This window comes from Streptomyces sp. NPDC048248 (assembly GCF_043201875.1).
Taxonomy (GTDB): domain Bacteria; phylum Actinomycetota; class Actinomycetes; order Streptomycetales; family Streptomycetaceae; genus Streptomyces.
The window spans coordinates 304,024-329,259 of the sequence record NZ_JBICZL010000003.1 but is presented as its reverse complement, the minus strand read 5'-3'; the positions used below and the strand labels follow the sequence as shown (position 1 = coordinate 329,259).

General features: G+C 73.1%; 20 protein-coding genes, 1 pseudogene and 1 riboswitch. Of the genes and pseudogenes, 11 read left to right on the top strand and 10 right to left on the bottom strand.

Features of this window, described 5'->3' with window-relative positions; genetic code table 11:
• Nucleotides 1-67: 67 nt before the first annotated feature.
• Together ACGFZW_RS07535 and ACGFZW_RS07530 are read right to left on the bottom strand one after the other, a co-directional pair.
• Nucleotides 68-1,510, bottom strand: coding sequence for an MFS transporter (locus tag ACGFZW_RS07535; protein ID WP_393892096.1), 1,443 nt, complete (start codon nucleotides 1,508-1,510; stop codon nucleotides 68-70).
• A 105-nt stretch (nucleotides 1,511-1,615) separates the two neighbouring features.
• The gene (locus ACGFZW_RS07530) at nucleotides 1,616-2,608 is read right to left on the bottom strand and encodes a GlxA family transcriptional regulator (RefSeq protein ID WP_393892095.1); all 993 of its coding nucleotides are present in this window, start codon (nucleotides 2,606-2,608) and stop codon (nucleotides 1,616-1,618) included.
• A gap of 134 nt (nucleotides 2,609-2,742) precedes the next feature.
• Here ACGFZW_RS07530 and ACGFZW_RS07525 point away from each other — a divergent pair, with 134 nt between their 5' ends.
• Nucleotides 2,743-3,333, top strand: coding sequence for a cysteine hydrolase family protein (locus ACGFZW_RS07525; protein ID WP_393892094.1), 591 nt, complete (start codon nucleotides 2,743-2,745; stop codon nucleotides 3,331-3,333).
• 34 nt (nucleotides 3,334-3,367) lie between these two features.
• Here the strand turns inward: ACGFZW_RS07525 and ACGFZW_RS07520 are convergent, their stop codons facing one another.
• Both ACGFZW_RS07520 and ACGFZW_RS07515 read right to left on the bottom strand, forming a co-directional pair.
• Complete coding sequence (locus ACGFZW_RS07520) at nucleotides 3,368-4,561, bottom strand: lipid-transfer protein (RefSeq protein WP_393892093.1); 1,194 nt, start codon at nucleotides 4,559-4,561, stop codon at nucleotides 3,368-3,370.
• A gap of 19 nt (nucleotides 4,562-4,580) precedes the next feature.
• Nucleotides 4,581-6,764, bottom strand: coding sequence for an acyl-CoA dehydrogenase (locus tag ACGFZW_RS07515; protein WP_393892092.1), 2,184 nt, complete (start codon nucleotides 6,762-6,764; stop codon nucleotides 4,581-4,583).
• A gap of 379 nt (nucleotides 6,765-7,143) precedes the next feature.
• Here ACGFZW_RS07515 and ACGFZW_RS07510 point away from each other — a divergent pair, with 379 nt between their 5' ends.
• The 4 genes from ACGFZW_RS07510 to ACGFZW_RS07495 all read left to right on the top strand — a co-directional run bounded on the left by ACGFZW_RS07510 (nucleotide 7,144) and on the right by ACGFZW_RS07495 (nucleotide 11,020).
• Nucleotides 7,144-7,803: a class I SAM-dependent methyltransferase gene (locus ACGFZW_RS07510; RefSeq protein ID WP_393892091.1), complete on the top strand. Its 660-nt coding sequence runs from the start codon at nucleotides 7,144-7,146 to the stop codon at nucleotides 7,801-7,803.
• A 19-nt stretch (nucleotides 7,804-7,822) separates the two neighbouring features.
• Nucleotides 7,823-8,812 carry an N-acetylmuramoyl-L-alanine amidase gene (locus ACGFZW_RS07505; protein WP_393892090.1) on the top strand — a complete coding sequence of 330 codons (990 nt, stop codon included), beginning with the start codon at nucleotides 7,823-7,825 and terminating at the stop codon, nucleotides 8,810-8,812.
• A 189-nt stretch (nucleotides 8,813-9,001) separates the two neighbouring features.
• Complete coding sequence (locus ACGFZW_RS07500; RefSeq protein WP_393892089.1) at nucleotides 9,002-9,847, top strand: hypothetical protein; 846 nt, start codon at nucleotides 9,002-9,004, stop codon at nucleotides 9,845-9,847.
• 162 nt (nucleotides 9,848-10,009) lie between these two features.
• Complete coding sequence (locus tag ACGFZW_RS07495; RefSeq protein ID WP_393892088.1) at nucleotides 10,010-11,020, top strand: LLM class F420-dependent oxidoreductase; 1,011 nt, start codon at nucleotides 10,010-10,012, stop codon at nucleotides 11,018-11,020.
• A 31-nt stretch (nucleotides 11,021-11,051) separates the two neighbouring features.
• Here the strand turns inward: ACGFZW_RS07495 and ACGFZW_RS07490 are convergent, their stop codons facing one another.
• The 4 genes and pseudogenes from ACGFZW_RS07490 to ACGFZW_RS07475 form a co-directional block, all read right to left on the bottom strand.
• Nucleotides 11,052-11,855, bottom strand: a complete 804-nt coding sequence (locus ACGFZW_RS07490) for a maleylpyruvate isomerase family mycothiol-dependent enzyme (protein WP_393892087.1) — start codon at nucleotides 11,853-11,855, stop codon at nucleotides 11,052-11,054.
• A 116-nt stretch (nucleotides 11,856-11,971) separates the two neighbouring features.
• Nucleotides 11,972-13,045 carry a prenyltransferase gene (locus ACGFZW_RS07485; RefSeq protein ID WP_393892086.1) on the bottom strand — a complete coding sequence of 358 codons (1,074 nt, stop codon included), beginning with the start codon at nucleotides 13,043-13,045 and terminating at the stop codon, nucleotides 11,972-11,974.
• 242 nt (nucleotides 13,046-13,287) lie between these two features.
• Nucleotides 13,288-14,022: pseudogene (locus tag ACGFZW_RS07480) on the bottom strand (methyltransferase domain-containing protein); the annotation flags it as partial.
• Nucleotides 14,023-14,152: 130 nt separating this feature from the next.
• Entirely contained in the window at nucleotides 14,153-15,559 is a 1,407-nt protein-coding gene (locus ACGFZW_RS07475) for a glycosyltransferase family 4 protein (protein ID WP_393892085.1), read from the bottom strand.
• A 239-nt stretch (nucleotides 15,560-15,798) separates the two neighbouring features.
• Here ACGFZW_RS07475 and ACGFZW_RS07470 point away from each other — a divergent pair, with 239 nt between their 5' ends.
• Complete coding sequence (locus ACGFZW_RS07470) at nucleotides 15,799-16,497, top strand: TetR family transcriptional regulator (protein WP_393892084.1); 699 nt, start codon at nucleotides 15,799-15,801, stop codon at nucleotides 16,495-16,497.
• Here ACGFZW_RS07470 and ACGFZW_RS07465 read toward each other — a convergent pair.
• On the bottom strand, nucleotides 16,470-16,703 hold the full coding sequence (locus ACGFZW_RS07465) for a ferredoxin (protein WP_393892083.1): 234 nt from the start codon (nucleotides 16,701-16,703) through the stop codon (nucleotides 16,470-16,472). The genes ACGFZW_RS07470 and ACGFZW_RS07465 overlap by 28 nt on opposite strands.
• Nucleotides 16,703-18,154, bottom strand: a complete 1,452-nt coding sequence (locus tag ACGFZW_RS07460; protein ID WP_393892082.1) for an aldehyde dehydrogenase — start codon at nucleotides 18,152-18,154, stop codon at nucleotides 16,703-16,705. Before ACGFZW_RS07460 ends, ACGFZW_RS07465 begins: the two co-directional genes overlap by 1 nt.
• Before the next feature lie 263 nt (nucleotides 18,155-18,417).
• Between ACGFZW_RS07460 and ACGFZW_RS07455 the strand changes: the two genes are divergently transcribed.
• From ACGFZW_RS07455 to ACGFZW_RS07435, 5 genes are all read left to right on the top strand, one after another.
• Nucleotides 18,418-19,572 (top strand): MBL fold metallo-hydrolase, encoded by a 1,155-nt coding sequence (locus ACGFZW_RS07455; protein ID WP_393892081.1) that lies wholly within the window; start codon nucleotides 18,418-18,420, stop codon nucleotides 19,570-19,572.
• Between the two features lie 136 nt (nucleotides 19,573-19,708).
• Nucleotides 19,709-19,890: riboswitch (cobalamin riboswitch) on the top strand.
• Nucleotides 19,891-20,068: 178 nt separating this feature from the next.
• Nucleotides 20,069-21,382 carry a prenyltransferase/squalene oxidase repeat-containing protein gene (locus tag ACGFZW_RS07450; protein WP_393892080.1) on the top strand — a complete coding sequence of 438 codons (1,314 nt, stop codon included), beginning with the start codon at nucleotides 20,069-20,071 and terminating at the stop codon, nucleotides 21,380-21,382.
• Entirely contained in the window at nucleotides 21,382-22,101 is a 720-nt protein-coding gene (locus tag ACGFZW_RS07445; RefSeq protein ID WP_393892079.1) for an SCO2322 family protein, read from the top strand. The genes ACGFZW_RS07450 and ACGFZW_RS07445 overlap by 1 nt, the downstream gene beginning before the upstream one ends.
• The gene (locus tag ACGFZW_RS07440; RefSeq protein WP_393892366.1) at nucleotides 22,098-23,363 is read left to right on the top strand and encodes an energy-coupling factor transporter transmembrane component T; all 1,266 of its coding nucleotides are present in this window, start codon (nucleotides 22,098-22,100) and stop codon (nucleotides 23,361-23,363) included. The genes ACGFZW_RS07445 and ACGFZW_RS07440 overlap by 4 nt, the downstream gene beginning before the upstream one ends.
• Nucleotides 23,360-25,087: an ABC transporter ATP-binding protein gene (locus ACGFZW_RS07435; protein WP_393892078.1), complete on the top strand. Its 1,728-nt coding sequence runs from the start codon at nucleotides 23,360-23,362 to the stop codon at nucleotides 25,085-25,087. Before ACGFZW_RS07440 ends, ACGFZW_RS07435 begins: the two co-directional genes overlap by 4 nt.
• The last annotated feature ends 149 nt before the right edge of the window (nucleotides 25,088-25,236 follow it).

The following is a 25,236-nucleotide window of genomic DNA, read 5'->3' as shown; positions in this document are numbered from 1 at the left end:
GAGCCGCGCCCGAATCGTGTCCGGCCCGTGTCCGGGAAGCCGTACCGGGCCTCGTCCCGCTCCCCGCTCAGTGTGCGACGTCCGCCCGCCGCCGGGGCAGGGCGACGACCATCAGCACGATGGCGGCGACGAGCACGAGTCCCCCGACGTGGAACGCCAGGCCGTAGCCGCTGACCGGCGCGGACCGGCCGTGGCCGCCCTCCATGCGGGAGGCGGCGACCGTGGACAGAATCGAAAGGCCCAGTGCGCCGCCCATCTGGCGCGAGGTGTTGATCAGGCCGGAGACCAGTCCCTGATCGTCCGGGTCGGCGCCGGACGTGGCGATGGAGGCGACCGGCGTCGCGGTCAGGCCGGCACCGAACGCCATCAGGATGCCGGGGCCCAGGATGGTGCCGAGGTAGGTCCCGTCGGCGCCCATCGTGCCCTGCCAGAACATGCCGGAAGCGGAGACCATCGCCCCGAGGACGGCCAGCGTCTTGGCGCCCAGGCGGCTCATCAGCCGCGGGGCGATCTTCGAGCCCAGCACGATGCTCAGGGAGTGCGGGATGAACGACAGACCGGCCTGCAGCGGCGTATAGGCGAGCACGTTCTGCATGTAGAGCGACAGGAAGTACCACATCGAGAACATCGCGGCGCCGGTCAGCACCATCGCCGCGTTGGCCGAGGAGACCGAACGCAGCCGGAAGAGCCCCAGCGGCATCAGCGGCGCCTTGGCGCGTGCCTCGACGGCGATGAAGGCCGCGACGACGACCAGTCCGGCCATCAGCGGCAGCAGCGTGGGCGCCGAGGTCCAGCCGTCCGTCTCGGTGTGCACGATGCCGTACGCCACCAGCCCCAGGCCGCCGGTCACCAGCAGCGCGCCGGGGATGTCCAGCCGCCGGGCGGCGGCGCGCCGGCTCTCGGCGAGCCAGCGGACCGCGCCGGCCAGGACGAGCGCGCCGACCGGCACATTGATCAACAGCACCCACCGCCAGGACAGGAACTCGGTGAGCAGCCCGCCGACCAGGCCGCCCACCGCCCCGCCGCCCGCGCCGACCGCCGTCCAGGTCGCGATCGCCCGGGTGCGGGCCGCGCCCGCCGGGAACGACGTGGTCAGGATCGTGAGGGTCGCCGGGGAGAGCACGGCCGCGCCGACGCCCTGCACGGTGCGGGCCGCGATCAACTGCCAGGGCTCCCGGGCGAGCCCGCCGCCCAGGCTCGCGAGGGTGAAGAGGGCGAGCCCGAGGACGAAAACCCGCTTGCGTCCGAAGATGTCGGCGATCCGGCCGCCGAGCAGCATGAAGCCCGCGAAGGTGATGACGTACGCGTTGACGACCCACTGCAGGCCCAGTTCGCTCAGACCCAGACCGGACCGTACGGCGGGCATGGCGACGTTGACGACGGAGACGTCGAGTACGACGAGGAACTGCCCCGCGCAAACCAGCAGTGTCACCAGCCAGGCCGGTGCGTGCGCCCTGCGCGAGGTCTCGGACAGCGTGGTGGGGGTGGCTATCGGGGGCATGCGGGCCATGCTCGCATCCGTCACGCATCAGCCGCATCGGCATATCGGTGCACCCCGCACATGACCGAGGACCTAGGACTCGGGACCCGGAGCCCGTAGGCCCGGGGAACGGGATCAGGCGCGGGCGGCCCGGAAGCGGAGCCGGTACTCGGTCGGTGTGGTGTTGAGGGTGCGGCGGAACGCCCGGACGAGGGTGTCGGTGGTTCCGAACCCGCAGAGAGACGCCAGACGTTCGAGGGTGACGTCAGTGGTTTCCAGCTGGTGGCGCGCCCGCTCGACGCGTGCCGACTCGATGTAGACGGCGGGGGTCATACCGAGTTCCGCCTTGAAGATGCGGGCGAGCTGCCGTTCTCCGACGTGCGCGTGGGCGGCGAGGTCCGCCGTGGTGAGCCGCTCGTCGAGGTGGCGCATGATGTGGTGGCGCAGGTCCTCGATACGCCGCGTCGTGGAGACGGGCTCCAGCGGGACGCTGAACTGACTCTGCCCACCGGACCGCTTGAGGTACATCACGAGCTGGCGGGCCACGCGCAACGCGACGATCTCACCGAAGTCCTCGGCGACCAGGGCGAGGGACAGGTCCAGGCAGGAGCTGATGCCCGCGCCGGTCCACACGTTGCCGTCGCGGATGAAGATCGGTTCGGCGTCGACCTCGACCTCCGGATGGTCGGCGGCGAGCCGGGGTGCCGTCGACCAGTGCGTGGTGGCGCGCTTTCCGTCGAGGAGCCCGGCCGCGGCGAGGAGATGCGCGCCGACGCAGACGGAGGCGACGCGGCGCGAGCGGCCGGCGAGGGTCGCCACCCGGTCGACGGTGTCCGGGTCGGCGACCGGGTGGATACGGCGCTCGTCGTCGACCTCCACGGAGCCGGGGACCAGCAGCGTGTCGATGCTCATCGCCGCGGCCTCCTCGAAGGTGATGTCGGGCACTATGCGCACGCCGGCCGATGTGGTGACCGGCGCCAGGTTCTCGGCGGCCAGACGGACGCGGTAGCCGCCGCCGTCGTCGCTCTCCCGCCGCACGAGGGAGAACACCTCCGGCGGCCCGGTGACGTCGAGCAGATCCACACCGTCGAACACGACGATGACGACGGAGCGTTCCGGGCTGGTCATGCGGCCTCCTCGACAGCCATGTCCGGATCTGCATCCTAGATGACATTGCCGACACTCTGCCGGGTCCGTAGCGTTCCTGGAGGCCCACCGGACGGGTGGGCCGCTCCCCAACCACCCCTGAAGACGGGACCCTTGTGACCACGACGACCCTGCGCGCCCTCAACGGCCTGGACGAGACGCCCGCGAAGCTCTCCGACGCGACCGTGATCCTGATCGACTACCAGAACACCTACACCCAGGGCGTGATGGAGCTGGCGGGCTGGCGGAGCGCGCTCGACGCCGCCGCCCTGCTTCTCGACCGGGCCCGCGAAGCCGGTGCGACGGTCATCCACGTCATCCACGACGGCGGCGAGGGAACGCCCTACGACATCACGGCCGAGATCGGCCGGATCCACCCGCGCGTGGCCCCCGTCGACGGCGAGAACGTTGTCGTCAAGCAGGCACCCGACGCCTTCCACGGCACCGACCTCGCCGACCGCGTCGAGGCCGCCGGCAGGACGGACGTCGTCATCGCCGGGTTCATGACCCACATGTGCGTGGCCTTCACCGCCCAGGGCGCTTTCCTGCGCGGCAACCGGCCCACCGTCGTCGCGGATGCCTGCGCCACCCGCCCCCTGCGCGGCGCAGGTGTCGAGATGAGCGCCGAACAGATCCACCACAGCGCGCTTGCGACCGTGGAGGACCTCTACGGTGTCGTCGTCCCCTCCGCGGCCGACCTCGGCTGACTCGTGATCGGCGCCGATGCCGCATGCGCGGCCGTCACTTGCGCAGCAAGGTGACCACCGCCGCGCCGCCCAACCCGATGTTGTGGGCGAGGCCGATCCGGGCGCCGGGGACCTGCCGCTCCCCCGCCGTGCCGCGGAGCTGCCACACCAGCTCCGCGGCCTGTGCCAGCCCGGTCGCGCCCAGGGGGTGGCCCTTGGAGATCAGGCCGCCGGACGGGTTGACCACCCAGCGCCCTCCGTAGGTGGTGGCGCCGTCCGCGACGAGCTTGCCCGACTCGCCGTCCGCGCACATGCCCAGCGCCTCGTACGTGAGCAGTTCGTTGACGGAGAAGCAGTCGTGCAGCTCGATGACGTCCACGTCCTCGATGCCGAGGCCGCTCGCGGCGTAGACCTGACGGGCCGCGGCCCGCGACATCGGCTTGCCGACCACGTCGATGCAGGAGCCGGCGGCGAAGCTGTCCTCGGTGTCCGTCGTCATGGCCTGGGCGGCGATCTCCACCGCCCGCTCCTCCAGCCCGTGGGCGCGCACGAACCGCTCGGAGGCGACGACGGCCGCGGCCGAGCCGTCCGAGGTCGGCGAGCACTGGAGCCGGGTCAGCGGCCGGTGGATGGTCTTGGCGGCGAGGACCTCCTCGACCGTGTGGACGTCCCGGAACTGGGCGTAGGGGTTGTGCGCCGAGTGCCGGTGGTTCTTGGCGCCGACCGCGGCGAGCTGCTCCTCGGTGGTGCCGTAGCGCGCCATGTGCTCGCGGGCGGCGTTGCCGAAGATCTGCGCAGTGGGCGGGGTCATCTCGAAGCCGTGGCCGGCCGCCATCACGCCGTAGTGCCGGGCGACCGGTGAGGTGGCGAAATCGCCGCTGTCCGCGCCGCCGCCCAGCGCACCGCGCTTCATCTTCTCGAAGCCGAGTGCCAGCACACAGTCGTTGATGCCCGCCTCGACGAACTGACGCGCCATCATCAACGCGGTGGAGCCGGTCGCGCAGTTGTTGTTGACGTTGTAGACCGGTACGCCGGTCAGCCCCAGTTCGTACACAGCGCGCTGGCCGGCCGTCGAGGTCTGGTAGCAGTAGCCGACCGGCACCTGCTCGACGTCCTCGTAGCCGATCCCTGCGTCGGCGAGCGCGTTGCCGCCCGCTTCCTTCGCCATGTCCCAGTATTGCTGTTCGCGGGTCTCGGGCTTGGTGAACGGGGTCATTCCGACACCGATGATGTACGCCTTGCCGGCCATGCGTGTCCTCCTGGGAGAGTCAGACGAGGGGGCGGGGCTCGGGGTCGCGCGGCAGACCGAGCAGCCGCTCGGCGACGACGTTCAGCTGGACCTGGGTGGTACCGCCGGCGATGGTCAGGCAGCGCGACATCAAGAAGCCGTGCAGCGCCCGCTCGCCCGCGCCCTCGCGCACCGCGCCGTCCGGCCCGAGCAGCTCCAGCGCCAGCTCGGCGACCTTCTGCTGGTGCGGGGTCTGCACCAGCTTGCGGATGCTTGCGCCGGCGCCCGGCTCCAGGCCCGAGACCTGCTGGAGGGTGGTGCGCAGCCCGATGCAGCCCAGCGCGTGGGCCTCGGCGGCGAGTGCGCCGATACGCGCGCGCAGCGCACCGTCCAGGCCCGCGGAGCGATCGATGAGGGCCTGCAGACCGGTGTCGAAGGTCAGTTGGTCGGCCATGTGGACGCGTTCGTTGTCCAGGGTGGTGCGGGCGACCGCCCAGCCGTTGTCGACCTCGCCGACGACCGCGTCCGCGGGCAGCAGCACGTCGTCGAAGTAGACCTCGTTGAAGAGCGCGTCGCCGGTGATCTCCTTCAGCGGGCGGATGTCGATGCCGGGGCTTTGCATGTCGACGACGAAGAAGGTCAGTCCACGGTGCTTGGGCGCGGTGGGATCCGTGCGGGCGAGCAGGATCCCGTGCCCCGCCCACTGGGCGGCTGAGGTCCACACCTTCTGACCGTTGATCCGCCAGCCGTCGTCGGTCCGTTCCGCGCGGGTGCGCAGGGACGCCAGGTCCGAGCCGGCCTCCGGTTCGGAGAAGAGCTGGCACCACAGGAGGTCACCGCGCAGCGACGGCAGCAGGTAGCGCTGCTTTTGCTCCTCGGTGCCGTGGGCGAGGAGCGAGGGCACCACCCAGGTGGCGATGCCCAGGTCGCTGACCTTGACCCCGGCGGCTGCCAGTTCCTGCTGGACGGCGAGCTGTTGGACGGGACCCGCGCCCAGTCCGTAGGGCTCGGGGAGGTGCGGGGCGGCATACCCGCTGGGGGCCAGCGCACGGCGGACGGCCGCCGGTTCCAGGCCGCGCACTTCGCCGATGACCGCACGGGCGTCGGCGCGGTAACCGTCCGCCTCGGCCGGGAGTTCCAGCCGCAGTGCGCGGCGGGCGCCGTCGGCGGCGTGACGGGCGGCGCGGAGCCGGTGGGTGTCGCCGCCGCCGAGAAGCTGGCGGGCCACGGTCGCCCGCCTCAGGTGGAGGTGGGCGTCGTGCTCCCAGGTGAAGCCGATGCCGCCGAGGATCTGAATGCAGTCCTTGGCACAGCTGAAGGCGGCGTCCAGGGCGGTCGCGGTGGCCAGCGCGGCGACCAGGCCGCGGTTTTCGGGCGGCTCGTGGCAGGCGCGTGCGGCGTCCCAGACGAGGGCGCGGGCCTGTTCGCAGCGGACGAGCATGTCGGCGCACAGGTGCTTGACCGCTTGGAACTGGCCGATGGGGCGGCCGAACTGCTCGCGCACCGCGGCGTGTTCCGCGGCGGTGCGCAGGGACCAGGCGGCGGTGCCGCAGGATTCGGCGGCGAACAACAGCCCGGCCAGGTCGCGGACGAGAGCGGTGTCGACGCTCAGCAGCCGGTCGCCGGGTATCAGCACGCCGGCGGCGCTCACCTCGGCGGTCGGCCGGGTGGGGTCGGCGCTCTCCTGGGACCGAACGGTCAGGGCCTCGGCGTCGGCCGCGAGCCAGACGGTGCCGGCGGACGTCTCCGCCGCAAGCAGGAGCAGATCCGCCTCGCCGCCGGACAGGACGGGGGGCGCGGTGCCGTCGAGGAGGTAGCCGCCGGCCCCTTCGACGGCGGTGAGCGAGCCGGCTCCGAGTGCGACGGCGCCGATGCGCTCACCGGTGGCCAGGGCGCGTACGAGGTGCCGGGGGCCGCCGCGGTGGAGGAGTTCGGCGGCCAGGGCGGTGGGCAGGTACGGGCCGGGGAAGGCGGCGCGGCCCAGCTCCTCCAGCACGACGGCCAGGTCGAGGAGTTCGCCGCCGCCTCCGCCGTCGCCTTCGGGAAGGTGCAGTCCGACCAGGCCCTGTGCGACGAGCTGTTTCCCATGGGCAGGGCGGCCGGGACTGCCGGGCGGCCCGGTGTCGAGCAGGCTGCGCAGTTCTTCGGGTGGCACGGTGCGGGCGGCCCAGCGGCGCGTCGCCTCTGCCAGGTCACGGTGCTCCTGTGTGATTCCGATGCCCATGCGGGGCAGACTAGAACACGTTCCAATCTGACGGAAGGTCAGGAGCGGATCGAACGATGATCGACCTCTTTGTCGGAGTTGATTCCGCAATCGGCCCGACCCGCACCGCTTTCCGGGCGCGAACAGTCCGCATTCGACAGGGAACGGCTCGGCTGCGCACCGGAAACGGTCGGGTGAATTCCGGCGCACGCCCGCCATTCCGGCCGCACCGGCCGGGCCCCGCGCGAATTCACCGCTATCGGGCATCCCGGAAACGCCCCACCGGAAATACGAACCGCTGTTCTGACAGCGAAATGCGCCGGCGGCCGGTACCCGCACATCGCCCGGCGTGCGCCGTACGGCAGCATGAGCCCCCTGACCGCACCCCAGGAGGAAGTCCATGGCCGCTCCCACGGCTCCCACAGCTCCGCAGCCGGAGATTCTCGCCGCGTTCGAGGCGGCGAAGGGCTTCATGCCCGTGGACGAGGGCCTCGCCCTGTACGCGGCGGCTGCGGAGGCGGGGGCGCTCGGGCTGCCGCTGGTGGAGGTCGGCACCTACTGCGGCAGGTCCACGATCCTGCTCGCGGACGCGGCGCGCGGCGCGGGCGTGATGGCGGTCACCGTCGACCACCACCGGGGCAGCGAGGAGCAGCAGCCGGGCTGGGAGTACCACGACCCGACGGTCGTCGACCCCGAGGTCGGACAGATGGACACCTTGCCCACCTTCCGCAGGACCCTGCACGCGGCCGGGCTGGAGGAGCAGGTGATCGCCCTGGTCGGGCGGTCGCCGCAGGCCGCGGCCCTGTGGCGGGCCCCGGTCGGCCTGGTCTTCATCGACGGCGGGCACACCGACGAGCACGCCACCGCCGACTACGAGGGCTGGGCCCCGCACGTCGCCCCCGGCGGACTGCTCGTCATCCACGACGTCTTCGCTGACCCGGCGGACGGCGGCCAGGCCCCGTACCGCATCTACCGCAGGGCCCTGGACTCCGGCGCCTTCACGGAGATCTCGGAGCACGGGTCCCTGCACGTCCTGCGGCGCACCGGCCCCGGCATCTGAGCGGGCTACGATCGCGGACGTGTCCAACGGCAGCACTTTCCCCCCGCACCGCCCCCTGCGCCGCGCCCTCGCCGTGACGCTGGCCGTCCTGGTGGCCGCCTGCGCCGCCGGCTGGCTGCTCTGGCGGTCCTCGGGCGACGCCGGCGGCGCGCCACCACCGGGCGCGCAGCCGGCCCCGAGTACGTCATCGGGCGACGGCGCCGACGCCTCCGGCGGCAAGGCCGGGCACGGCGGCGCGGGCGACCCGCACGCCGAGCCCGACGAGGGCGGGGACGGCGCCGACGCCGGGAAGACCGGCGGTTCCGGGGACGGCTCCGGCACCCCGCGACCGGGCGGCAGCCTCAAGGGCAAGGTCGTGGTGGTCGACCCCGGTCACAACCCGCGCAACCGCGACCACGGCCGGGAGATCGCGCGACAGGTCGACATCGGCAACGCGCACAAGGAGTGCGACACCACCGGCACCTCCACCAACGACGGTTACGCCGAGGCGGCCTTCACCCTCGACCTCGCCCGCCGCACCCGCACCCTCCTCCAGGACCGGGGAGCCGAGGTCGTGTTCACCCAGGACGGCGACCGTCCGTACGGGCCGTGCGTCGACGAACGCGCGGCCACCGGGAACAAGGCCCACGCCGATGCCGTCGTCTCCCTGCACGCCGACGGCTCGGGGACGGGCAACCGCGGCTTCCACGTCATCCTGCCCTCCCGTGTCACCGCGGGCGCCGCGGACACCACGGCGATCGTGGCGCCCTCGCGGGAACTGGGCGAGCGGCTGGCCGGCCGGTTCGTGGCAGTAACCGGAAGTGCTCCCTCCAATTACATCGGGGGCGGCACCGGCCTGGACGTACGCTCCGATCTCGGCGGCCTCAACCTCTCGAAGGTGCCCAAGGTGTTCCTCGAGTGCGGCAATATGCGCGATGCGAAGGACGCCGCGCAATTGACCGACGCGCAGTGGCGGCAAAAGGCGGCGCGCGGGATCACCGAGGGCATTACGGACTTCTTGACGCACTGACAGCGGCCGGTGAAACGCCCGCCGATACGCCCTCCGATACCGCTGCCGAAACCATCCCGAAACCCACACGACGGCCCGGCGGATTCGACGATAGGTTCCCCTTTACGATGGGGGGCCACCGCCCGTGCCTCGCACCGCGCGCCAGCGACAGCGACGACCAGAACCACGAAACCGACAAAGGACCCTTACGTGAACATCCGCTCCCTCACTCGAGGCGACGGCGTGGTGATCGGAGCAGCGGTGTTGCTGTTCATCGCCTCGTTCCTCGAGCTCTACTCGACCGGCGACACCTGCGTCGGCAAGTTCTGCCCCGAGTCGACCTCCGGCCCGAACGCCTGGGACGCCCTGTCCCTGCTGATGAGCGTGTACCTCGCCGGTGTCATCGCCGCCGCCCTGATCGTGGTCTCCCGCGCCCTGCCGCAGCCGCGCAAGGTCGCCGGACTCGAACTCCAGCAGGTCGGCGTCTCGCTGGCCATCTTCGCGGCGTGGACCGCGTTCTGGACGATCATCGACAGTGAGGGCGCCTCCGCGGGCCTGATCCTCGGTCTGATCGGCGCGCTCGCCCTGGCCGGCGCGGCCGTCGCCACCCCGCTGGTGCCCGCCCTCAAGGCCGCCCTCGTCGGCCCCCCGAAGCCGGCGACCCCGTCCCCGTACGGCGCGGGCCCCAACCCCGGTTACGGCTACCCCGGCGCGCAGCAGCAGCCCGCGGGCCAGGGCTACGGCTACCCGGGCGGCCAGCAGCAGCCCGACCCGCAGTCCTACGGCGGCCAGCAGGCCCCGGCCGGCGCCACGGCCGGCGGCCCGCAGGGCGCCACCCCGGCGGCCGGCGGCCCGGCCGACTTCGCGCCGTTCTGGTTCGCGGTGCCCGTCGCGCGCCCGCTGTACGGCGAGGACGGCTCGCCGCAGCCGATCGCCGAACTGGCGCCCGGCACCTGGTACCTCGCGGTGGAGCAGCGCGGCCAGGCCCTGATCGCGCAGACCCAGGACGGCCGGCGTGGCGTCCTGCAGGACACCACCGGCATCCAGCGCGGCTGACGCCGGACGCACCGCGGTCCTTTCGCGGCCCCTCGCCCTCGCGGGCGGGGGGCCGTTGCGCTGTCCGCCGCCGGGTCGTACAGTCGCCGGACCGGTCGCATCTGACGAACCGTCAGCATACGGTGGTGGCGCGGCCGGACACACCGGCGGAGAGGGGCGGGCATGCGACTCGGGCTGGCGCTGGGCTACTGGGGCCGCGGCCCCGACCCCCGGCATCTCGAACTCGCCCGCGAGGCGGAGCGCCTGGGCTACGACTCGGTGTGGACCGCGGAGTCCTGGGGTTCGGACGCGTTCACCGCGCTCACCTGGATCGCCGCGCACACCTCACGCATGAAACTGGGCACCGGTATCGCGCAGATGGCCGCGCGCACCCCCACCGCCACCGCGATGCACGCCCTCACCCTCGATCACCTCTCCGGCGGCCGGGTCCTGCTGGGGCTCGGCCTTTCGGGCCCGCAGGTCGTCGAGGGGTGGTACGGGCGGCCGTTCCCCAAGAGCCCGCTGACCGCGACACGGGAGTACGTGGACGTGATCCGGCAGGTCCTGCGCCGCGAGGGCCCGGTGGAGGCGGACGGGCTCTTCCACCCGCACCCCTACCGCGGTCCGGACGGCACCGGCCTGGGCCGGGCGCTCAAGCCCATCACGCACCCCCTGCGCGCCGAACTGCCCGTCCTGCTCGGCGCGGAGGGCCCCAGGAACATCGCGCAGACCACCCGCATCGCGGACGGCTGGCTGCCGCTGTACTGGTCACCGCTGCGTACCGAGGTCTACCGGGCATCCCTGGAGGACGCCCCGGAGGGCTTCCTCATCGCCCCGATGGCGCGAGCCGTGGTCTGCGACGACGTCAGCGAGGGGCTGCTGCCGGTCAAGGCGATGCTCGGCTTCTACATCGGCGGGATGGGGCACGCGACCCGCAACTTCCATGCCGACCTGATGGCACGGATGGGCTTCGAGGAGGAGGCCCGGCAGGTGCAGGAGCTCTTCCTCCAGGGCCGCAAGGAGGAGGCGGTGCTCGCCGTTCCGGACGCGTTCGCCGACGAGATCTCGTTGGTGGGGCCGCGGGAACGTATCGCTGAGCGCCTGGAGTTGTGGCGGGCGGGACCGGTCACCGACCTGCTGGTCACCGCTCCCGACCCGCACACCCTGCGCGTGCTGGCCGAGCTCAACTCCTGAGGCGTCCCGCGGCTGCGCGGACCGCACCGGCTCATTCGAAGGAAGCGCGCTCCAGCCACAGGTCGAGCAGTGCGCGGTCGCCGAACACCTCGACGCGGTCGCTGTCGGCGGGCAGCCGGCGGTAGAGGACCATCAGGAGGTCGGTGAGCGGGCCGCGCAGCGCGACGGCGGCCTTCTCGTGGCTGCGGCGGTGGACGAGCCGGTCGCCCGTGAGGTCGAGGACCCATTCGGCGTTCAGCTCGGGCGGGGTGTCGGTGGCGTGCAGGTGGATGCTGCGGCCGGGGCCGAACAGCGGGTCGTCGCCCTCCCCCTGCTCCGCGGCCATCTCCGGAAGGGCGCACAACTGGAGCCACTCCTCCAGGCAGTCGGCGGCCACCTCGGGCGCGAGCTCGTAGCCGGCGTCGGTCGCAAGGGCCGCGTCGGCCCGGTGGATCGCCGTCTCGTGGGTCATCCTGCGGGCCCAGAACCGCGTCCGCCGCACCGGCGACCACGTCCACACCTCGGCCTCGGGACCGGCCTCGCGCAGTGCCCCCACGGTCTGCTCGACGCCCTCGGCGAGCCAGGCGTCCAGGGCGGCGGCGTCGTTCCCGTCGGGGCCGTCGCCCAACGGGACGTCGTCGTCCTCGACGTTCTCGGTGGCGCGGGTGGCGACCAGCACACCGGCCCAGCGGTGCGCGCCGCCCACATGCCGGGCGAGATCGGACAGCGTCCACGCGGGACAGGTCGGCACCTTGGCGGCGAGATCGCCCGTGCGTACGAGTTCCCTGAATCTGTCGGTCTCGGCGAGGAGTTCGGCGCAATAGCGCTCATGGGAGAGGGAGCCGCGGAGAGTCATGGCGGCACAGTAGTGCGCGGCCGGCCCGCGCGGCTTGTCAATTTGCGGGCCGCGGCATGCCCCATGGGCGGGCTGGCCCGGTGCCGCCCGTCCCCCTCCCGGGCGGCACCGGCGGCCTAGGCGCGGCAGCAGTCCGGGGCGAGGCCGGTGGGCAGCCACTCGCCGCCGAAGACCGATGTGGTGGCCTCGTCGCCTCCCAGGGCGGCTACCGCGAGCAGCAGCGACCCGGCGGTCCAGGAGGTGAGTTCACGGGGCCAGATCGCGTCGTCGTCGAAGACGTAGCCGGTCCAGTACATGCCGTCCTCGGCGCGCAGATGCTGCATCCACTTCAGGATCTGCACGGCACGCTCGGACTCCCCCATCGCCCAGAGGGCGAGGGCCAGTTCGGCGCTCTCACCGCCGGTGACCCAGGGGTTGGGCAGCACACAGCGCACGCCGAGTCCCGGCACGACGAAGCGCTCCCACTCCGCGTCGATCCGTTCCCTGGCGTCCGCGCCGCGCACCGCGCCGCCCAGGACGGGGTAGTACCAGTCCATGGAGTAGCGGGCCTTGTCCAGGAACCGCTCTGGGTGGCGGCGTATCGCGTGGCCGAGGCGCCCGACGGCCAGTTCCCAGTCGGGCTGCGGCTCCTCGCGCTGGTCGGCGAGGGCGAGGGCACAGCGCAGCGCCTGGTAGACCGAGGACGAACCGGTCAGCAGCGCGTCGGTGACGGGGGTGCCGTCGTCCTCCCGCTTCCAGCCGATCTCCCCACCCGGCTGCTGGAGTTCCAGGACGTACTCGATGGCCGCGAAGACCGCAGGCCACATGCGGTCGAGGAACGTCTCGTCGCCGGTGGACAGGAAGTGGTGCCAGACGCCGACCGCGATGTAGGCGCAGAAGTTGGTCTCCCGGCCACGGTCGGTCGGCGCCTCGGCGTCTCCGTCGGCGTAGGCCGCGTACCAGGAGCCGTCCTTGTTCTGGGTGCGCACCAGCCAGTCGTACGCGGCCTCGGCGCGCTCGTGCTCGCCGGCCGCGTCCAGGGCCATGGCGGCCTCGGTGTGGTCCCACGGATCGAGGTGGTGCCCGCGGAACCAGGGGATCGCGCCGTCCTCGCGCTGGATCGCCATGATGCCGGCGACCGTACGGGCAGCCTGTTCGGCGGTGAGCACACCCGGCAGGACCAGGCGTTCGGTACGCCCAGGACTCGTCACTTGGCGGCTCCGGTGGTGGGCTCGGCGGACGTGGCGGGCTTGGCGGGCTTGGCGGGCTTGGCGGCGCGCTTGGCGGGCCCGGCCGTGGACTTGGTGGGCTTGGCCGTGGAGTGGGCGGCCTTGGCGGCGCGCTTGGCTGCGGGCTTCGCGCTGGCCTCGGCGGCGCGCTTGGCCGGCGCCTTCTTGGCCTTGGCTGTGGCGGTGTCGGCCGGCTCGGGGGTCGTCGCGGCGGTGGTCGCGGCGTCCTGCTCGGGCAGGCGCGGCTTGGTGGCGTAGGCGACGAAGCTCTTGCCGATGACGGGGTTGAGCGCCTGCTCCGCGAGCCGGGTGGCCAGCGGCTTCTTCATGATGTCCCAGACCAGCAGCTTGTGGTACGCCTTCACCGGCAGCGGGGCGTCGTCGCCGTCCTTGTCCACGCCGAAGGCGCACTTGAGCCACCAGTAGGGGCTGTGCAGGCCGTGCGCGTGATGCGTGCCGTACGGCTCCAGACCCGCCTCGCGCATCTTGCCGAGCAGTTCGTCGCCGCGGTAGATCCGGATGTGGCCGCCCTCGACCTCGTGGTAGGCGTCGCTGAGTGCCCAGCAGATCTTCTCCGGGCCGTAGCGCGGGACGGTGACCGCGATCCGGCCACCGGGACGCAGCACCCGCACCATCTCGGCGAGCACTCCCTTGTCGTCGGGGATGTGCTCCATCACCTCGGAGATGATCACGACGTCGAAGCTGTCGTCGGGGAACGGCAGGGCGAGCGCGTCACCCTCCATCGCGGTGGCGGTGGCACCCGCCGGGACCTCGCCGGCCTCCTTCATCGCGGCGAACCACTTGGCGACCTCGCGGATCTCCTCGCCGTTCTGATCGAGGGCGACGACCTGCGCGCCGCGTCGGTAACACTCGAAGGCGTGCCGGCCCGCGCCGCAGCCCAGGTCGAGTACGCGGTCGCCCGGGGCGAGCGGGAAACGGGAAAAGTCGACGGTCAGCACGGCGTTCTGCTTTCGTCCGGCGGTTCATGGCGGTGGTGGCTGCGGAAAGCGGTGAGGTACGAGGTTCGGGGGTGGTGGCCGACGCCCCGCGCACCGGCGCGCACGCCCGGAGGCGCGGTCGGGCCCGGCACTAGGCGCGTCCGGCGGGGCTCGGAGCGGCCGCGGCGGCGCCCCCGGCCGCCCCCCGACTGCGTGTTCCGGCGGCCGTGCGGTCCGCCTGGAGGGCGATCGCCTCACGGTAGCGCTCGGCGGTGCCGAGTGCGGCCTGCCGCCAGGTGAAGCGGGCCAGCACCCGCTCACGGCCCGCCGCGCCCAGCCGGCTGCGCAACGGGGCGTCTCCCAGGAGGCGGAGGAGCCCGGCCGCCAGTGCGCCGGCGTCGCCCGGGGGCACCGCCAGACAGGTCTCGCCGTCGGCGCCGGCGACTTCGGGGATGGCACCGCCGGTGGTGGCCAGCAGCGGGGTGCCGGTGGCCATCGCCTCCGCCGCCGGGAGCGAGAAGCCCTCGTAGAGGGAGGGCACACAGGCGATCTGCGCACCGCGCACCAGGTCGACGAGTTCGCTGTCGCTGATGCCCTTGACGAACTCGATGGCGTGCGTGAGGCCGTGGCGTTCGATGGCCGCGGCGACCGGCCCGTCGTCGGCGCGCTTGCCGACGACCACCAGATGCGCGTCGGGGTTCTCGGTACGGACCTTGGCGAGCGCCTCGACGAGGTGGACCAGGCCCTTGAGCGGCACGTCGGCGCTGGAGGTCGTGACGATCCGGCCCGGCACCTCGGGGACGGACGGGTCCGGCGAGAAGAGGTCGGTGTCGGCGCCGATGTGCACGACGTGGATCCGGCCGTCGGCCACACCGAGGTCGTCGACGATCTCCTGGCGGGAGGAGCCGGAGACGGTGAGCACGGACGGCAGCCGGCGGGCGACCCGCTTCTGCATCCGGGTGAAGCCGTACCAGCGGCGCACCGAGGCGCGGCGCAGCCGGCCTTCGGCGGCTTCCAGGTCCAGCCGCCGGTCGACGGTGATGGGGTGGTGGATCGTGGTGACCAGCGGGGCGCCGATCGCGCGCGGGCCGCCGAGCAGGCCGTACCCGAGCGTCTGGTTGTCGTGCACGACGTCGAACTCGCCCCGCCGGGCGGCGAGGTGACGCCGGGCCCGCAGGGAGAAGGTGAGCGGTTCGGGGAACCCGCCGGTCCACATCGTGCCGACCTCGACGGCGTCGACCCAGTCGCGGAACTCGCCGGGCTTGGGCGTGCGGAACGGGTCGGGCTGGCGGTAGAGGTCGAGGCTGGGCAGCTCGGTCAGCGTCACCCCGTCGTCCAGGACGGGGTAGGGCTGGGCGCCGATGACCTCAACGGCGTGGCCGAGCCGCGCCAGTTCGCGCGAGAGATGGCGTACGTAGACGCCTTGACCACCGCAGAAAGGGTTCCCCTTGTAGGTGAGCATCGCGATGCGCAGGGGTCCGTCGCCGTTCTCCGGAGCGGAGGCCGAGGGGGCCTCTGCGGGGCGAGGCGCGGCTGCCTGGACGGCCTCTGCGGTCACGCTCGGCCCCCTTCTCACTGGACTTTCGCCGGAGCGTAACCGCTGGCGGTAATCTAGAACAAGTTTCAGAACTGATCGGCTACTGATCAGTTCACAGAGCTTCGAATCTACCGGCCGAGCCCCCCGCGGAAAGAGTCGCACCAGGTGATTCGCGCCACGACCCGCCCCCCTGCCATGCTGTGCCGATCACACCACCGGCACTCACCGCATCGCGGACGCAATGCCACGGAATGGGATATATGACTACGGAATCCAGGGCGGCCGACCCGGCGCCTCCCGCGAGTCCTCCCCTGACCGAACGTCAGGAGGCCCGCCGCCGCCGCATCCTGCACACCAGCGCCCGGCTGGCCGGCCGTGGCGGGTTCGACGCCGTGCAGATGCGCGAGGTCGCCGAGTCCTCCGGCGTCGCACTCGGCACCCTCTACCGCTACTTCCCCTCCAAGGTGCATCTGCTGGTCGCGACCATGCAGGACCAGCTCCAGCACATGCACGAGACGCTGCGCAAGCGCCCGCCGTCGGAGGAGGATCCGGGCAAACGGGTCGCCCAGACCCTGATGCGGGCGTTCCGTGCCCTCCAGCGCGAACCGCACCTCGCGGAGGCGATGGTGCGCGCGCTGACCTTCGCCGACCGCTCCGTCAGCGCCGAGGTGGACACCGTCTCCCGGCTGACCACCGCGATCATCCTGGACGCGATGAACCTGGACGGGCCCGCCACCCCCGACCAGTTGTCCGCGGTGCGGGTCATCGAGCACACCTGGCACTCGGCGCTGATCACCTGGCTGTCCGGGCGCGCCTCGATCGCCCAGGTGAAGATCGACATCGAGACGGTCTGCCGGCTGATCGACATCACCGCACCGGAGCCGGGACCACGACCGGGGACGCGATCGGGACCCGGCTCGGCGACGGCTCCTCACTCCTCGGGCGGGAAGACCGGCTGACCGCTGTCCGCCACGCTGATGAGGATCGCCTCGACCGGGCACCCCTCGGCCGCCGCCAGCACGCTCTCGGCGGGGTCCCCCTCCGGCGCCACCGGGTGGGACTGCCGGGCGGAGTCGAGACGGAAGCCGTCGGGTGCCGCGCCGATACACATGCCCGACCCGATGCACACGCTCCGGTCCACCTCCACCCGCCAGCGGTCCCCCATCAGGCACCCGCCGGCAGGTGGATCATCTTGTGCTCCAGATACTCGCCGAACCCTTCCGGTCCGAACTCCCGCCCGATGCCGGAGTTCTTGTAGCCGCCGAACGGGCCGAGCATGTCGATGCTGAAGGTGTTCACCGAGTACGTGCCGGTGCGCACCTGCCGCGCGATGTCGATGCCCCGCTCGACGTCGGCCGTCCACACCGAGCCGGAGAGGCCGTAGTCCGAGTCGTTGGCGATCCGCACCGCCTCGGCCTCGTCGTCGTAGGGCAGCAGGCAGATGACCGGGCCGAAGATCTCCTCGCGGGCGATCCGCATGGAGTTGGCGACCTCGCCGAAGAGCGTCGGCTCGACGTACCAGCCCGTCGGCTGCCCCTCGGGCCGTCCGCCGCCGGTCAGGACCTTGGCGCCCTCCTGCTGACCGAGCGCGATGTAGTCCAGCGAACGCTGCTGTTGGCGTCGGGCGACCAGCGGGCCGAGTTCGGTGGCCGGATCCAGCGGGTCGCCGACGGTCAGCGCGCCGGCCGCCGCGGTGAACCGCTCGGCGATCTCGTCGTAGTGACTGCGCGGCGCGAGAATCCTCGTCTGGGCCACACACGCCTGGCCGTTGATCATCCAGGCGAACGGCACGATGCCGGCCACCGCCGCCTCCAGGTCCGCGTCCGGCAGGATGACCGCGGCGGACTTGCCGCCCAGCTCCAGCGTGACGCGGCTGAGGTTGCGGGCGGCGACCTCCATGACCCGCTTGCCCGCCGCCACCGACCCGGTGAACGAGACCTTGTCCACGCCCGGGTGCCCGACCAGGTACTCGCTGACCTCCCGGTCCGCGGGCAGGATCGAAAGCACCCCCTCCGGCAGCCCCGCCTCGGTCACGATCTCGGCGAGGAGGTAGGCGTCCAGCGGGGTCTCCGGGGACACCTTCAACACCACCGAGCAGCCGGCAAGCAGGGCCGGGGCGAGCTTGGCGGCGGCGGTGAACTGCGGGACGTTCCACGGCACGACGGCCGCGACCACCCCGGCCGGCTCCCGGCGGACCAGCAGCGGGCCCAGCAGTCCGGCCCGCCGCTCCTCGAACGGGAAGTCACGGGCGACGGCCAGGGCGGCGTCCCACACCAGCATCGCCGCCAGCGACTGCACCATCACACCGGAGGTGACGGGAGTGCCGTTCTCCGAGCTGATGACCCGGGCGATCTCGTCGCTGCGCGCGGCGAAGGCGTCCTTGATGCGGGTCACCACGGCGATCCGCTCCGCCAGCGGGGCTCGCGCCCAGACCCCGGAGTCGAAGGACGTGCGGGCCGCGGCCACCGCGCGGTCGACATCGGCCCGGGAGGCATGCGGCACCCGGCCGATGACCTGCTCGGTGTGCGGTGAGACGACCTCGATCGTGTCGCGGCCGGCCGGGTCGACCAACTCACCGCCTATATAGAGCTTTCCGTGCTCGACGAGATCGCTCATCGCTGCCGCCTCCCGCGGGTTGGCCGCCCTCGGCCGGCGGGCGTTCACGCTCCACCGACACCTGACGCTGCATCAGAAACTGATACCAGTTCCCTTTGCAGGAGTCCACGGCGCACACACAATCACCGCACCGCCGCCCCCGCGCCCCTCGACCACGAACCGTCCACCACCTCAACTCCACTACGAAAGAGCCCACTTCAGGACGCACTGAAACTCGTTCTAGTTATAGTGAACGGGCATGCCCACACCGAGAGGGGACCGGGATGACACAGGTGACCGACCACAGGGGCGGGGTGTGGAGCATCGCCGTCCCCATCCCGGACAATCCGCTCGGCCACACCCTCGTCCACCTCCTGGAGACCGACCGCGGCCCGGTGCTCATCGACACCGGCTGGGACGACCCGCACTCCTGGGACACCCTCGTCGCCGGCGTCGAGCGGTGCGGCTTCGCCCTCACCGACCTGCACGGCGTCCTGATCACCCATCACCACCCCGACCATCACGGCCTCTCCGCCAAGGTCCGCGAGGCGTCCGGGGCCTGGATCGCGATGCACGCCGCCGACACGGCGATGATCCGCCGCACCCGCGACGCGCAGCCGGGCCGGTGGCTCGACTACCTGACCGCCAAACTCACGGCGGCGGGCGCGCCCGAGGATCACCTCGCGCCCCTGCGGGCGGCCCGCGCCAAGGGCGGCGCCCGGTCGCTGCCCGCCAGGCGGCCCGCGCTGCCGGACCGCGACATCGGCCCCGGCGAGCTGCTCGACCTCCCGGGGCGCAGGCTGCGCGCGATCTGGACGCCGGGGCACACCCCGGGACACGTCTGCCTGCATCTGGAGGAGGAACACCCGGGGCGGGGCGCGGGGGTCGGGGCGGGTGCCGGGGGCGCGAAGGCCACCGGCGCGGGGGGCGGGACTGCGGTGCGCGGTGGGCCGGGGGCCGGGGGGCCGGGAGCCGGGGCGGCCGCGGCCGGGCCCTCCGGCTTCGGCCGGCTCTTCTCCGGCGACCACCTCCTCCCCGGCATCACCCCGCACGTCGGGCTGTACGAGGATCCGGACGACGCCACGGTCACCGACCCGCTGGGCGACTACCTCGACTCCCTGGAGCGGATCGGCAGGCTCGCCCCGGCCGAGGTGCTGCCCGCCCATCAGCACGCCTTCGCCGACGCGGACGGGCGCGTGCGGGAACTCCTCGCCCACCACGAAGAGCGCCTGTCCGGACTGAGAGCACTGCTCCGCGAACCCCTCACGCCCTGGCAGCTCGCGGTGGCGATGGAGTGGAACCGCCCCTGGGAGCAGATCCCCTACGGCTCCCGCAACATCGCCGTCTCGGAAGCCGAGGCACACCTGCGCCGCCTGGTGAAACTCGGGCATGCCGAACCGGTCCCCGGATCCGACCCGGTGACGTACCGGGCAGCGTGAAGCCCAGGAGGCACCGGCCTGCGCCCGGCGGCCACCCGAGGCGCCCGCGGGCAAGGGCCCCGCGGCCCGCTCCCGCGCCCAGAGACCGGAGCCCCGCCCCAGGGGCGCATACCCACCCATATCCGTACGTGCGAGCGAGTCCCTTGCGGGCGCCGGTTAAGGTGTGCGAGAAAACTTCATCCGTGCCTATCGGGGGAAGCCGGTGAAAATCCGGCGCTGACCCGCAACCGTGAGGACGGCCCGCCCGCGCACCGCGACGCTCTCGCGGCACGCACGGCCGTACGAGCCGGAGCACCCGCTGGCGCACGACCAAGGCTCCCGCCCCGGCCCCGCCCACGGACGGCCGGTGCGCGGCACCGTCGAGGTATACGGAGCTGAGCCCGGTGCCACCGCGCGGACCCGACGACCGGGCGCGCGGGTGGCCGGCCGAGCGCGGCTGCGTACACCGCTGCGAACCGACCCGAGAGGCACCGACCCCATGGCTCCCCTGGCCCCCATGGCTCCTTCCTTCGCCGTCCTGGCACGCCGCGCCGCCGCGGCGCTGGCCACCGCGGCGGTGCTGGGCACGGCCGCCGCCCCGGCCGCGTTCGCCGACTCCGCCGCACCGGCCGCGGCCCCGTCGCCCTCCCCCGCGAAACTGCCCGCCGGCCTGTACGGCGCCGCCTCCCCGGAGTACGACGGAGTGTGGCGGCAGTCGCTCGCCCTGCTCGCGCAGGACACGGTGGGCCTGCGGCCCGCGGCGTCCGCCGTCGACTGGCTCACCGGGCAGCAGTGCGCCGACGGATCGTTCGCCGCCTTCCGTGCCGACCAGGCGAAGCCGTGTACCGCCAAGACGATGCGGGACACCAACCAGACGGGCGCCGCGGTGCAGGCGCTGGCCGCGCTCGGCGGGCACGGTGACGCGGTGAAGAAGGCCGTGGGCTGGCTGAAGTCCGTGCAGAACAAGGACGGCGGATGGAGTTCCATGGCCGGCTCGCCCAGCGACGCCAACTCCACCTCCGTCGTCATCGGCGCACTCGTCGCGGCCGGCGCGAACCCGGCCACCGTGACGTCGGGCAAGGGCGGCAAGTCCCCCTACGACGCCCTGCTGACCTTCCAGCTGAGCTGCGCGGCGAAGTCCAAGGAGCGCGGCGCCTTCGCCTTCCAGCCCAAGGACGGCGCCCTGGCCCCGAACGCCGACGCCACCGCGGCCGCCGCGCTGGGCACCTTGGGCAAGGGCTTCGTCGTCGCGCCGACGGGCAAGGACGCCAACACCCCCATACGGCCGCTGACCTGCAAGGACGAGGGTGAAAGCAGTCAGGGCAGCGCGGACGCCGGTGCCCGGAAGGCGGCGGCCGGGGGCGCGGACGCCTACCTCGTCGCGCAGCTCGACGCGAACGGGCAGCACCTGCTGTCCGCGATGCCGGGCGCGGAGGACCAGCCGGACGTCGGCAACACCGCCGACACCGTCCTCGCGCTGGCCGCGGGAGCGCACGGCACGGCCGCGCAGAAGCCGCTGAAGTGGCTGGAGCAGCACGCGGCGGACTGGGCGAAGCAGAACGGCCCCGCGGCGTACGCCCAGCTGGTGCTCGCCGCGCACGCCACGGGCACCGACCCGCGCTCCTTCGGCGGCACCGACCTGGTGGCCGCCCTCAACGCCACCGGCCCCGCACCGGCCGCCGGGCAGGAGCAGGGGAAGAACGCCGACGCGAAGGACTCGGAGGACGGCGGGAGCGGCATCAGCGTCTGGTGGGTCGTCGGTGTCGGGCTCGCCGTCGGCGCCGGTATCGGCTTCCTGCTGAGCGGCCGCAAGAAGAAGAACGCCCTCTGATGCGCTTCCCCCGTATCGCCGGCGCCCTCCTGCTGGCCGGCACCGCCACCGGCCTGGCCGCCGCGCCCGCCCAGGCACAGGAGTACCGCTACTGGTCCTTCTGGAACAGCAAGGCGGGCGGCTCCGGTGGCTCCTGGGCGTACGCGACCGAGGGGCCGGCCACCATGCGGCCTGCCGACGGGGCCGTCGAGGGTTTCCGGTTCACCGTGAGCGCCGACTCCGCCGCGGCCGCCGGTCCGCGCACGGCCGCCGACTTCGACGCGATCTGCGAGGGCACACCGGCCAAGGAGAACAGCAAGCGGGTCGGCGTCGTCATCGACTTCGGCAGCGCGGCGGACGCGGCCGGCGGGGAGCGCCCGCCGAAGCCGCGGACACACTGCGCCGTGGTCCCCGAGGACGCCTCGGCGGGCGAGGCGCTGGCCGCGGTCGCCCGGCCGCTGCGGTACGACTCCCACGCCCTGCTGTGCGCCGTCGCCGACTACCCGCGGTCAGGGTGCGCGGACCAGGTCGACGGATCGGGCGACAAGGGGTCGAAAGACGCGCCAGGCGCCGGCTCCGCGCCCGAGGACGCGTCCTCGGGCCGGTCGGCGGGGCAGGGTTCGGGTACGGGGAGCGACAGCGAGGACGGCGGCCCGTCCGCCGGACTGCTCGGTGGCGGCGCGGCCGTCTTCGCGCTGGGAGCGGCGGCCGTGTGGCAGGCCCGCCGCCGGCGCGGATGAGCGCCCCGCGCGCGACCCGTACCACCGCCCTGCACGCCGGAGCGTGGTGGCTGTGGGCGCTCGGCCTGGCGACCGCGGCCTCACGCACCACCAATCCGCTGCTGCTCGGGATGCTGGTCGGGGTGGCGGGCTATGTCGTCGCGGCCCGCCGTACGGACGCGCCCTGGGCCCGGTCGTACGGCGCGTTCGCCAAGCTCGGCCTGTTCGTGATCGCCGTCCGGCTGGTCTTCGCCTTCGTCCTGGGCTCGCCGATTCCCGGCACCCACCTCCTTGTCACACTGCCCGAAGTCCCGCTCCCCGACTGGGCACAGGGCGTCCGGATCGGCGGCCGGGTCACCGCCGAGGGCATGCTCTTCGCCCTCTACGACGGCCTGAAGCTGGCCGCCCTCCTCATCTGCGTCGGGGCCGCGAACGCCCTCGCCAACCCCGCCCGGATGCTGAAGTCACTGCCCGGGGCCCTCTACGAGGCGGGCGTCGCGGTCGTCGTCGCGATGACGTTCGCACCGAATCTGGTGGCCGATGTGCAGCGGCTGCGCGCCGCCCGACGACTGCGCGGCCGTCCCGACCGCGGATTCAAAGCCCTCCTCCAGGTCGGACTGCCCGTGCTGGAAGGGGCGCTGGAACGCTCGGTCGCGCTGGCCGCCGCGATGGACGCCCGCGGCTACGGCCGCACCGCCCAGGTGCCACGCGCCGTCCGGCACACCACCTCGGTCCTCACCCTCGGCGGCCTGCTCGGCGTCTGCGCCGGGACCTACGGGCTGCTGGCCGGGTCCGGCGCCGGCTACGGGCTGCCCCTGCTGCTCGCCGGACTCGCCGCCGCGCTCGGCGGGTTGTGGCTCGGCGGCCGCCGCTCGGTGCGCACCCGCTACCGGCCGGAGCGCTGGGGCATCCGCGCCTGGCTGGTGGCCGGCTCCGGCATCGCCGTGGCGGCCCTGATGATCTGGGCGGACACCGTCGCGCCCGGCGCCCTCCAGCCACCCGTCGTCCCTCTCACCGCGCCCGTCCTCCCGCTCCGGCCGGCGCTCGGCGTACTGCTGGGCCTGCTGCCCGCGTTCGTCGCCCCCCTGCCGCCCCGCACCTCGCCCGAACGTGCCGGGCCGGGCGACGGGCCCGGCGACGCTCGCACCCCCGGTACGTCCAAGAAGTCGTTGCGATCCCCGACGTCGTTGCGGCCCTCCCCGGAATCGTTCCGGTCCCCGACATCGCCGCAGTCGCCGCAGTCATCGCAGTCGCCCACGTCACAGAGGGAGTCCACCCAGTGATCCGGTTCGAGCAGGTGTCGGTCACCTACGGGGACGCCACCGAGCCCGCCGTGCGGGACGTCGACCTGACCGTTCCCGAAGGGGAGCTGTGTCTTCTCGTCGGACCCTCCGGCGTCGGCAAGTCGACGGTGCTCAATGCCGTCTGCGGACTCGTACCGCACTTCACCGGGGGCACCCTGCACGGCCGGGTCACCGTCGACGGCCGCGACACCCGCACCCACCGGCCGCGTGAACTGGCCGATGTGGTCGGCACCGTGGGCCAGGACCCGCGGGCGCACTTCGTCACCGACACCGTCGAGGACGAACTCGCCTACGGCATGGAATCCCTCGGCCTCGCCCCGGACGTGATGCGCCGCCGCGTCGAGGAGACCCTCGACCTGCTGGGCCTGGCCGACCTGCGCGACCGCGCCCTCACCACACTCTCCGGTGGCCAGATGCAGCGGGTGGCGATCGGCTCCGTGCTGACCACCCATCCCAAGGTCCTCGTCCTGGACGAACCGACCTCCGCCCTGGACCCGGCCGCCGCCGAGGAGGTGCTCGCGGTGCTCCAGCGTCTCGTGCACGACCTCGGGACGACGGTGCTGCTGGCCGAACACCGCCTGGAGCGGGTGGTGCAGTACGCGGACCAGGTGATCCTGCTGCCCGCACCCGGCGCGGCCCCGCTCCTCGGCGACCCCGCGCAGATCATGGCCGTCTCCCCGGTGCACCCCCCGGTCGTCGCCCTGGGCCGCCTCGCCCAGTGGTCGCCTCTCCCCCTCTCCGTACGCGACGCACGCCGCAGGGCTGCCCCTCTCCGCGACCGCCTCCAGGCGCTGGAGCCGGGACGCGGCACGGCAGCCACCGCGAGCGGACCGGGTACGGACGGGCCACGTGCGGGCGGACGAGACACGGAGGCAGGGGGCACGGACGGGCCCCGTACCGGCGGATCCGGTGCAGGCGCTGCCACCTCCGCCGCCCCAGCCGCCCCGGCCGCCGTCGTCTCCGAACTCACCGTCCACCGGGGCCGTGGCGATGTCCTGTACGGCGTGGACCTGACCGTCCACCCCGGCGAGACCGTGGCGTTGATGGGCCGTAACGGCGCGGGCAAGTCCACCCTGCTCGCCACCCTCGTCGGCATGCACGAACCGTCCTCCGGCACGGTCCGGGTCGGCGACGCCACCCCGCACCGCACCCGGCCCCGCACCCTCCTGCGCCACGTCGGCCTGGTCCCCCAGGAACCGCGCGACCTGCTGTACGCCGATACCGTCGCCGCCGAATGCGCCGCGGCCGACGACGACGCGGGCGCGCCCGCGGGCACTTGCCGGGAACTCGTCACCCGCCTCCTGCCGGACGTACCGGACTCCGTCCACCCCCGCGATCTGTCCGAGGGGCAACGCCTCGCGCTGGCCCTTGCGGTCGTCCTGACCGCCCGACCGCCGCTGCTCCTTCTCGACGAGCCCACCCGCGGCCTCGACTACGCCGCCAAGGCCCGCCTGATCGAATTGCTGCGCGCGCTGGCCGCCGAGGGGCACGCCGTCGTCCTGGCCACGCACGATGTGGAACTGGCCGCCGAACTCGCCCACCGCGTCGTCATCCTGGCCGACGGCGAGATCGTGGCCGACGGCCCCACCGACGAGGTCGTGCTCGCGTCGCCCTCCTTCGCCCCCCAGGTCGCGAAGGTCCTCGCGCCGCTGCCATGGCTGACGGTCCCCCAGGTGGCCCACGCCCTGGAGGCCACGGCATGAACGCCGCGCACCCGACCCCAGGCCAACCCGACGGGCTCCCCGGGGGCCCCCTCCCCCCTCCCCCACCCTCACCCCCGCCGCATGGGTCGGACCGTCTACGTCGCCTCGGCCTACGCCACATCGGCCTGCACCGCATTGGCCAACGCCGC

Excerpts from the sequence above, each read along its gene's own strand:
- ACGFZW_RS07535 (WP_393892096.1), bottom strand. The coding sequence starts at position 1,510 with ATGGCCCGCATGCCCCCGATAGCCACCCCCACCACGCTGTCCGAGACC.
- ACGFZW_RS07530 (WP_393892095.1), bottom strand. The coding sequence starts at position 2,608 with ATGACCAGCCCGGAACGCTCCGTCGTCATCGTCGTGTTCGACGGTGTG.
- ACGFZW_RS07520 (WP_393892093.1), bottom strand. The coding sequence starts at position 4,561 with ATGGCCGGCAAGGCGTACATCATCGGTGTCGGAATGACCCCGTTCACC.
- ACGFZW_RS07515 (WP_393892092.1), bottom strand. The coding sequence starts at position 6,764 with ATGGGCATCGGAATCACACAGGAGCACCGTGACCTGGCAGAGGCGACG.
- ACGFZW_RS07510 (WP_393892091.1), top strand. The coding sequence starts at position 7,144 with ATGGCCGCTCCCACGGCTCCCACAGCTCCGCAGCCGGAGATTCTCGCC.
- ACGFZW_RS07495 (WP_393892088.1), top strand. The coding sequence starts at position 10,010 with ATGCGACTCGGGCTGGCGCTGGGCTACTGGGGCCGCGGCCCCGACCCC.
- ACGFZW_RS07490 (WP_393892087.1), bottom strand. The coding sequence starts at position 11,855 with ATGACTCTCCGCGGCTCCCTCTCCCATGAGCGCTATTGCGCCGAACTC.
- ACGFZW_RS07470 (WP_393892084.1), top strand. The coding sequence starts at position 15,799 with ATGACTACGGAATCCAGGGCGGCCGACCCGGCGCCTCCCGCGAGTCCT.
- ACGFZW_RS07465 (WP_393892083.1), bottom strand. The coding sequence starts at position 16,703 with ATGGGGGACCGCTGGCGGGTGGAGGTGGACCGGAGCGTGTGCATCGGG.
- ACGFZW_RS07460 (WP_393892082.1), bottom strand. The coding sequence starts at position 18,154 with ATGAGCGATCTCGTCGAGCACGGAAAGCTCTATATAGGCGGTGAGTTG.
- ACGFZW_RS07455 (WP_393892081.1), top strand. The coding sequence starts at position 18,418 with ATGACACAGGTGACCGACCACAGGGGCGGGGTGTGGAGCATCGCCGTC.
- ACGFZW_RS07450 (WP_393892080.1), top strand. The coding sequence starts at position 20,069 with ATGGCTCCTTCCTTCGCCGTCCTGGCACGCCGCGCCGCCGCGGCGCTG.
- ACGFZW_RS07445 (WP_393892079.1), top strand. The coding sequence starts at position 21,382 with ATGCGCTTCCCCCGTATCGCCGGCGCCCTCCTGCTGGCCGGCACCGCC.
- ACGFZW_RS07440 (WP_393892366.1), top strand. The coding sequence starts at position 22,098 with ATGAGCGCCCCGCGCGCGACCCGTACCACCGCCCTGCACGCCGGAGCG.